General features: G+C 70.1%; 8 protein-coding genes. 1 reads left to right on the forward strand and 7 read right to left on the reverse strand.

What is annotated here, in order from left to right; all coding sequences use genetic code 11:
* A partial coding sequence (locus D180_RS15530) for a GTP-binding protein (RefSeq protein ID WP_017913521.1) occupies positions 1-825 on the reverse strand: 825 nt, incomplete at its 3' end.
* A gap of 455 nt (positions 826-1,280) precedes the next feature.
* The gene (locus tag D180_RS15535; protein WP_043091091.1) at positions 1,281-2,411 is read right to left on the reverse strand and encodes a membrane dipeptidase; all 1,131 of its coding nucleotides are present in this window, start codon (positions 2,409-2,411) and stop codon (positions 1,281-1,283) included.
* A gap of 176 nt (positions 2,412-2,587) precedes the next feature.
* On the opposite strand from D180_RS15535, the gene D180_RS15540 reads away from it, so the two are divergent.
* Positions 2,588-3,853, forward strand: coding sequence for a cation:proton antiporter (locus D180_RS15540; RefSeq protein ID WP_017913523.1), 1,266 nt, complete (start codon positions 2,588-2,590; stop codon positions 3,851-3,853).
* A gap of 63 nt (positions 3,854-3,916) precedes the next feature.
* On the opposite strand, the gene D180_RS15545 is transcribed toward D180_RS15540, so the two are convergent.
* The 5 genes from D180_RS15545 to D180_RS15565 form a co-directional block, all read right to left on the reverse strand.
* Positions 3,917-4,636 (reverse strand): hypothetical protein, encoded by a 720-nt coding sequence (locus D180_RS15545; RefSeq protein ID WP_043091092.1) that lies wholly within the window; start codon positions 4,634-4,636, stop codon positions 3,917-3,919.
* 92 nt (positions 4,637-4,728) lie between these two features.
* The gene (locus D180_RS15550; protein WP_017913525.1) at positions 4,729-5,349 is read right to left on the reverse strand and encodes a glutathione S-transferase; all 621 of its coding nucleotides are present in this window, start codon (positions 5,347-5,349) and stop codon (positions 4,729-4,731) included.
* Between the two features lie 46 nt (positions 5,350-5,395).
* Complete coding sequence (yjfF, locus tag D180_RS15555) at positions 5,396-6,421, reverse strand: galactofuranose ABC transporter, permease protein YjfF (RefSeq protein WP_017913526.1); 1,026 nt, start codon at positions 6,419-6,421, stop codon at positions 5,396-5,398.
* The gene (locus D180_RS15560) at positions 6,418-7,473 is read right to left on the reverse strand and encodes an ABC transporter permease (protein WP_017913527.1); all 1,056 of its coding nucleotides are present in this window, start codon (positions 7,471-7,473) and stop codon (positions 6,418-6,420) included. The genes yjfF and D180_RS15560 overlap by 4 nt, the downstream gene beginning before the upstream one ends.
* Positions 7,470-8,217, reverse strand: a 748-nt coding sequence (locus D180_RS15565) for an ATP-binding cassette domain-containing protein (protein WP_017913528.1), incomplete at its 5' end; no start/stop codon positions are given. The genes D180_RS15560 and D180_RS15565, both read right to left, overlap by 4 nt.

Below are 8,217 nucleotides of genomic sequence, written 5' to 3' on the forward strand. Positions count from 1 at the left end.
CGCGTCCAGCAACGGCTCGATGCCCTTGCGCTTGAACGCCGAGCCGGCCAGCACCGGCACGCCGGCGCCGGCCAGGGTGGCCCGGCGCAAAGCGGCGCGCAGCAGCTCGGCGTCGATCGCGCGTTCCTCGAGATAGGCCTGCGCCAGCGCCTCGTCGTGCTCGGCCACCGCGGCGATCAACTGCTCGCGTGCGTCCGCGAACGCGGCCGCCTCTTCGGCCTGCCAGGCGCGCGCATGCAGGTGCCCCGCGTCGTCCCAGCTCAGCAGGCGGCCGTCGACCAGGTCACTCCAGCCGTCGAAGCCGGAGTCGCCCGGCACCGGCACGCCGACCGGCCACACCGTCGCGTCGAGCTTGCCGCGCAACTGCGCCAGCACGCCGTCGAACGAGGCACCGGCACGGTCCATCTTGTTGACGAACGCGAGCATCGGCACGCCGTGGCGGCGTGCTTGCCGCCACACGGTTTCGGATTGCGGCTGCACGCCGTCGACCGCGGAGAACACCGCGACCGCACCGTCGAGCACGCGCAGCGAGCGTTCCACCTCGATCGCGAAATCGATGTGTCCGGGGGTATCGATCAAGGTCAGGCGATGCGCCGGCCGCCCGTCCGGCGCCCACTGCACCTGCACCGCGGCCGCACCGATGCTGATGCCGCGCGCACGTTCGATGTCCGAGAAATCGGTGGTGGCGGCACCGTCGTGGACTTCGCCCACACGATGGATCGCACCGGCGGCCCACAGCAGGCGTTCGGTGAGGGTGGTCTTGCCGGCGTCGATGTGGGCGATGATGCCGAGATTGCGCCAGCGGGAAAGGGTGTTCGTGTTCATGAGAAAGACTCCGCATTGCCAACACGGGGGACGCCGCATGCCCCGGTTGGCGAGGCGGGCATGCGGCTAGGTTTCGGGTTCGGCGGCGTAGTGCATGGCACGTTCTCCTTGGCGTGTCGGAATGGTGGAACAGCGAAAAACAGGCAATAAAAAAGCACCCATCGGGTGCTTGTCTGCGGCGGATCGGCGATGGCCGGCGTTAGCGCACGGCGTCGACCACTCCTTCAGGCAGGCGCACCCGGCCTGCGCTGACGCGCAGGGCGTTGGGCAATATCAGCAGCGGTGCGTGGGCCATGGCGGCGTGGACGTTCGGGTGGAAATGTGGCCGCAAGTCTGAACCTGTGCGAGGGCCCGGTCAATGCGGGCGGCGCGGTGCCGCTGGAACGGTGAACGACGCTGCGTGCAACGCACCACCTACCGGGGCGTCACGCAGGTCCTTTGCGCACTGCACAGCGTCACACACTCCAGATCTCGCCGAACACCCGTTCGAAATTCGCTCCCAGCACCTTCTCGGCGACCCGGGCACTGTAGCCCTGGCGCAGCAGCGCGTCGGCGACGCGTTCGAGCTTGCGCGGGGTGTTGGCGTCGGGCAGATAGGGCAGACGGTTCTCGCCCGGGGCGCCGATGCCGTCGCGACGGCGCTGCACCAGGTCTTCCTCGAAGGCGCGCCGGTCCTGCTCGGTGATCGGGAAGAACAGCGAGTCGGTGCCGATGCCGACATGGTCCTCGCCACACACGTCCAGGGCGTGCTGCAGATGACGCAGGTAGTCGGCCAGCTGCGGCTGGCGGCTGTCCTCGGTCAGGAACGGCAGCATGTACACGCCCATCACTCCGCCCTTGTCGGCCAGCGCGCGCAGTTCGGCGTCCTGCTTGTTGCGCGGATGCACGAACACCGCGGCGCAACCGGCATGGGTGATGACGGGCGGACGCTGCGACAGCGCAATGCCGTCGCGGGTGGTCTGCATGTTGCAATGGCTGAGATCCAGCGCCACGCCGAGCCGGTTCATGCGCGCGATGGCGTCGCGGCCGAGCGCGGTGACACCGCCCGTGTCGCCGTCCAGGCAGCCCACGCCGAACGGCGTGGTGCGGTTGTAGGTCAGTTGCATGACCCGCACCCCGAGCTGGCGGAACAGGTCGATGCGCGCGGGCTTGTCCTCCAGCATCGCTGCCGATTCGAAGGAGAAGATCAGCGCGACGCGCCCCTCGCGCTTGGCGCGGCGCAGGTCGGCCGGCTGCAGCACCTTGAGGAAATGCTCGGGATAGCGCTCGACCAGCGCCTGCGCGGCGGCGATGTCCTGCACGGCGGTCTCGAAGTCGCCGGCCGCACCGCCCAGCGTGGTCTTCAGCGCCGACACGCCGGAGTCGCGCAATTGCTGCAACAGCTGCGGTGCATCCGGGCCATCGAATACCTGCCCGATCGAGGCCAGGGCGTTGGCGTCGAGCACCAACGCACGCCGGTACAGCGCGTCGGCATCGTGCGCACCGGCAGCGGCGGCGCCCGCGATGGCGGCCCCAGGCATCAAACCGGCCACTGCGCCCGCGGCAGCGGCGCCCAGGCATTGCCGCCGCGTCCATCCCTTGCTCATCGCTTCGCTCCCCGGTGCGTCCTGCGGTGTCGGTCCGCATGCGTGTACGGCCTGCGCCATGCGCGCGCCAGGCACCATACCGCAAACGCGCCCCGCCCCACCATGTGAGGCGCGGCCGCATGGATTTCATCGCCACGGCCTCCTATCATCCGCCGACACTTCCAGGACGGCCGCCCATGACCACCCCGCAGATGTCGGTGTATTTCTTCCTGCAGGCGGCGGTGATCCTGGTGGTATGCCGGCTGGTCGGCCTGCTGGCCAGGCGCCTGGGCCAGCCGCAGGTGGTCGGCGAGATGATCGCCGGCGTGGCGCTGGGGCCGTCGCTGTTCGGCGCGCTGCTGCCGGACGTGCAGCAGGCGCTGTTCCCCAAGCCGACCCTGGACATGCTGTACGTGGCCGCGCAGTTCGGCGTGGGCCTGTACATGTTCCTGGTCGGCACCGATTTCCGCGGCGAGCACTTCCGCACGCGCTACCGCAGCGCGATGGGCGTGTCGCTGGCCGGCATCGCCGTGCCGTTCGTGCTCGCCTTCGTGCTGGCGCCATGGCTGCTGCACGTGCCCGGGCTGTTCTCGGCCAAGGCCAAGCTGCTGGAGGCGTCGCTGTTCCTGGGCGCGGCCATCGCCATCACCGCGTTCCCGATGCTGGCGCGGATCATCCACGAGCGCGGCCTCACCGGCAGCCCGCTGGGCACACTGGCGTTGACCGCCGGCGCGGTCGACGACGCCGCGGCCTGGTGCATCCTCGCGCTGGTGCTGGCCAGCTTCGGCGGCAGCTGGGGCAGCGCCTATCTGGCGATCGGCGGCGGCGTGGGCTACGCGCTGTTCATGCTGCTGGTCGGCCGCCACTGGCTGCGCCGCCTGGCCGACCACGTGCGCCCCGAGCAACCGCTGAGCGCCGGGGTGCTGGCGGTGGTGCTGATGCTGTTCTGCGTCAGCGCCTGGGCGATGGACGCGATCGGCATCCACGCGGTGTTCGGCGGTTTCCTGCTCGGCGCCTGCCTGCCCAAGGGCGCTCTGACCGAAAAACTGCGCGAGCAATTGCAGCCGTTCGTTGTGGTGTTCCTGCTGCCGATGTTCTTCACCTTCTCCGGGCTCAAGACCGAGCTGAGCGTGCTGCTGGACCCGCAGATCCTGCTGGCCGCCGGCGCGGTCCTGCTGGCCTCGTTCCTGGGCAAGGGCATCGCCTGCTGGGCCGCGGCGCGGATCAGCGGCGAGACCAACCGCAATGCGATGGCGATCGGCGCACTGATGAACGCGCGCGGCCTGATGGAGCTGATCATCATCAACATCGGCCTGCAGGCCGGGGTTATCGAACAGGGCCTGTTCTCGATCCTGGTGCTGATGGCCATCACCTCCACGCTGATGGCCACCCCGCTGTTCAACTGGGTGATGCGCCGCGCGGGCGGCGACGCGCTGCCGGCGGTGGCGGGCGGGAGACCCTGAGGCGCGCACGCATTCGGCGGCGCGTCGCCGACACCGCACACGGATGCAGGAAGCAACGCGGCGTCAGAGCGGCGTCAGCCGCCACAGGCCGTAGGGATTGGCGAACAGGTCGCCGGGCTGGAACTGGCTGCTGGCTTCGGCCTGGATCCGGTAGCGCGGCGCATCCGCCGCGACCGAGAAGGTATGGCCGGCGCGCACGTCGGGCGCTTCGTTGAACAGGTAGCAGGTGAAGGTGTGCAGCAGGGCGACCGGGTCGGATGCCGCCTGCGCCGCGACGATCGCGTCCTTCATGCCGAACTGGTGCATGCCGCAGGAGTGGACCTGCTCGCCGGTGATGTTCAACACATAGGCGCGGTGGGCGCTGCCTAGCGACAGGTCCGCGCACAGTTGCCGCCAGTCGGCGGGGCTGTGGGCGACGCCGCTGCTTTCCACCTTCACCCCCAGGCCGCCGGCGTCCAGCAACGCCGCAGCCGCGCGCATCATCGTCTCCGCACGCACCCGCGAGCCGCCGGCACCGATCAGGTAGACGACGGACGCATGCGTCCGGATACGCGCCATGTCGGCCGAGCCCCGCCAATGCGGGCCGGCGGCGGCGAACGCGGCGGCCATGCGCGCATCGTGCGGTTCGTACTGCAGCTCACATGCCTGGCCGCTGTCCATGTGCATCAGCACGTGCCCGGCGAACAGGTAGCCGCCGCTGTCCTGGACGATGCGCGCGAGCAGGTCCGCGCGATCCGGCCATGGGCCGGGAATGCAGAGCACGATCTTGGGAGGTTCGATCACGGGTAGCGGCTCCTTGCCGTCAGGTGGGAGCGAGCGGTTGACGGGCATGGCCACCGCCGCGACGGCACCGTCCCCCGCCGGAAACGCCGCACTCAGGTCAGCGCCGTCATCACGCCCTTGCGATAGGCCGGGCGCTGCTGCAGACGTTGGTACCAGGCGTGCAGGTGCGGTAGTGCCGGGCGTTCGATCGGCATCTCGAACCAGGCATAGGCGAAGCTGCCCAACGGGATGTCGCCCATGGCGAAGTGCTCGCCCGACAGCCAGGGCTGTTGTGACAGTGCGGCGTCGGCGGTGTGCAACAGCTCGGCCGATTGTTCCAGCGCGGCGGCGATCCTGGCTGCATCGCGCTGTTCCGGCGCGGTGCGCAACACGCCCCAGAACAGATCGCGGAAGGCGCCGGCGAAGCGCGAGGTGGTCCAGTCCATCCACTTGTCGCCGTGCGCGCGCAGCACCGGGTCCTGCGGGTACAGCGTGTCCGGGGCGTAGCGCGCGGCCAGGTAGCGGACGATGGCATTGGATTCCCACAGCGCCAGGCCATCATCCTCGATCGCCGGCACCAGGCCATTGGGATTGAGCGCGCGATAGGCCGGCTGATCGTTGCCGCCGAACGCGCCGCCGACCTCGATGGAGGTGTAGGCCAGGCCGATCTCCTCCGCGCACCACAGCACCTTGCGCACGTTGCTCGAATTGTGGCGGCCCCAGATGGTCAGCATGTCGGCGCTCCGGTTGCGGTTGCCGAATTCTACGCCGCCGTGCCGCTCACTCGCTCGCCGCACCCTGCGGCAGGCGCCGGGTCAGCAGTCGCTGCAACAGGCAGAACAGCAGCAACAGGCCACCGATCACGATGCGCGTCCACCACGAGCTGAGCGTGCCGTCGAACACGATCAGGGTCTGGATCGCGCCCAGGATCAGCACGCCGAACAGGGTGCCGATCACGTAGCCGCTGCCGCCTGCCAGCAGCGTGCCGCCGATCACCACCGCGGCGATGGCGTCCAGTTCCAGGCCCTGCGCATGCAGGCTGTAGCCGGACAGCATGTAAAACGTGCACACCACCCCGGCCAGCGCCGAGCAGAAGCCGCTGAAGGCGTAGACGCGCACCTGCGTCGCCTCCACCGGCAGGCCCATCAGCCGCGCCGAGGCCTCGCTGCCGCCAAGCGCGTACACGCAGCGGCCGAAGCGGGTGCATTGGGTCAGCCACATGCCCAGCGCCACCATCGCCAGCGCGATCAACGCACCGATCGACAGCGACACGTCGCCGCCCAGCGGCAGCCGCGCCTGCGCGATCGCGGTGTACAGCGGGTCGGTGATCGGAATCGAATCGACGCTGATCAGGTAACTGGCGCCGCGCGCCAGGAACATGCCGGCCAGGGTCACCACGAACGGCTGCAGGCGGTAGCGCTGGATCAGCAGGCCCATGAACCCACCGAAGACGCTGCCGAGCAGCAGCACCAGCGAGATCGCCGCCAGCGGCGACCAGCCGTGGCGCTCGACCAGCGATGCCGACAGCACGGTGGTGAACGCCAGCACCGCGCCCACCGACAGGTCGATGCCGCCGCTGAGGATCACCAGGCTCATGCCCACCGCGGCAATGCACAGGAAGGCGTTGTCGATCAGCAGATTGGCCAGCACCTGCGGCGCCAGGAAGCCGTCGTAGAGCACGCCGCCGGCCGCGAGCATGGCCACGAACAGCGCCACGGTGATCGCCAGCGGCAGGCGGGCGCCCTGCAGCACGCCCGCAGCCTTGCGCAGGCCGGACCCAACCGGGCGTGGAGCCGCCGCGCTCATGGCCGCACCTGCGGCGGCGGCCGCCGGATCCAGCCGCGCAGGTGGGCGCGGAAGGTCGGCGATTGCAGCAGCATCACCGCGAACACCAGCAGCGCCTTGATCAGCATGGTGACCTGCGCCGGCACGCCGAAGGCGTAGATGGTCGCGGTCAGAGTCTGGATGATCAACGCGCCGATCACGCTGCCGGCCAGGCTGAAGCGGCCACCATCGAGCAGCGTGCCGCCGAGCGTGACCGCGAGGATCGCGTCCAGTTCCATCAGTTGCCCGGCGTTGTTGGCGTCGGCGCTCTTGACGTTGGAGCTGATCAGCAACCCGGCCAGGCCGGCGCTGAACGCGCAGAACACGTACAGCAGCACCGCGATCAGCCGCGCGCGCACGCCCGCCACACGCGCCGCGCGCGGGTTGTGGCCGATGGCGCGCACGAACAGGCCCAGCGCGGTGCGCCCCAGCAGCAGTTGCAAGGCCGCGAACACCGCGGCGACCACGAACAAGGCGAACGGCAGGCCGAGCAGGAAGCCGTTGCCGAGATAGAAATAAGGCGGGTAGTAGATGGTCAGGATCTGCCCGTCGCCGATCAGCTGCGCGATGCCGCGCCCGGCCACCATCAGGATCAGCGTGGCGATGATCGGCTGCATGCCGACCTTGACCACCAGCAGCCCGTTCCACAGCCCGCACAGCGCCGCCACCAGCAGCGGTGCCAGCAGCACCGCCCACAGCGGGAAGCGGCTGTGCTCGCCGCCGCCGATCATCCACGCCGCCACCGTCGCGGCGATCGCCACCACCGCGCCGACCGAGATGTCCAGGCCGCGCACCGCGATCACCAGGGTCATGCCCATCGCCACCAGCGCCAGCGGCGCGGCACGGTTGCCGATGTCGACCAGGTTGCCGTAGAGATGGCCGTCGCGCCATTGCAGGCTCAGGAAGCCGGGGTCGAACAGGCCATTGCCGAGCAGCAGCACCGCCAGCGTCGCCAGCGGCCAGAACAACGGATGCGCGCGCAGCCGCGCCGACCAGCGCGATGCGGTGGTGTCGGGCGTGGCGGTGGCGCTCATGCCGCGCTCCCGGCGATCAGCTCGAAGATCGCGCGCTCGCCGCAACCGCCGGGCAGTTCGCCGACCAGGCGGCGTTCGCGCAGCACCGCGATGCGGTCGGCGATGCGCGCGATCTCGGCGACCTCGGCGGAGATGAACAGCACCGCCATGCCCTCGCGGGCCAGGGCCAGGATCCGGGTCATGATCTCCTGCTTGGCGGCGATGTCGATGCCGCGGGTGGGTTCGTCCAGGATCAGCAACCGCGGCCGCGTCGCCAGCCAGCGCGCCAGCACCACCTTCTGCTGGTTGCCGCCGGACAGCAGCCCCACCGGCGTCTCCAGGCTGGCGGTCTTGATGCCCAGCACGTCCACGTAGCCCTGCGCGATGCGCAGTTGCTCGGCCGGCGCCAGGAACCGGCGCAGGCCCATGCGCGCCTGCAGGGCCAGCACGATGTTCTCGCGCACCGACAGTTCGGCGACGATACCCTCGGTCTTGCGTTCTTCCGGGCACAGCGCCAGGCCGTGGGCGATCGCGTCGGGTGGGCCGCGCAGCGCCACGTCGCGGCCGTCGATCGCCACGCGGCCGCGATCGGCACGGTCCAGCCCGAACAGCAACCGCGCCAGTTCGGTGCGGCCGGCGCCGAGCAGGCCGGCCAGGCCCAGCACTTGGCCTTGGCGCAGTTGCAGGTCGACCGGCTGCAACTGGCCGCGCCGGGCCAGGCCCTGCGCCTGCAGCAGCGGCGCAGCGTCCTCGGGCGCGGCCACA

Source organism: Xanthomonas sp. SHU 166 (assembly GCF_000364685.1).
GTDB lineage: Bacteria > Pseudomonadota > Gammaproteobacteria > Xanthomonadales > Xanthomonadaceae > Xanthomonas_A > Xanthomonas_A sontii.

What these genes read in the sequence shown, in the direction of transcription:
- D180_RS15535 (WP_043091091.1), bottom strand. Translation starts at nt 2,411, where the DNA reads ATGAGCAAGGGATGGACGCGGCGGCAATGCCTGGGCGCCGCTGCCGCG.
- D180_RS15540 (WP_017913523.1), top strand. Translation starts at nt 2,588, where the DNA reads ATGACCACCCCGCAGATGTCGGTGTATTTCTTCCTGCAGGCGGCGGTG.
- D180_RS15550 (WP_017913525.1), bottom strand. Translation starts at nt 5,349, where the DNA reads ATGCTGACCATCTGGGGCCGCCACAATTCGAGCAACGTGCGCAAGGTG.
- yjfF (WP_017913526.1), bottom strand. Translation starts at nt 6,421, where the DNA reads ATGAGCGCGGCGGCTCCACGCCCGGTTGGGTCCGGCCTGCGCAAGGCT.
- D180_RS15560 (WP_017913527.1), bottom strand. Translation starts at nt 7,473, where the DNA reads ATGAGCGCCACCGCCACGCCCGACACCACCGCATCGCGCTGGTCGGCG.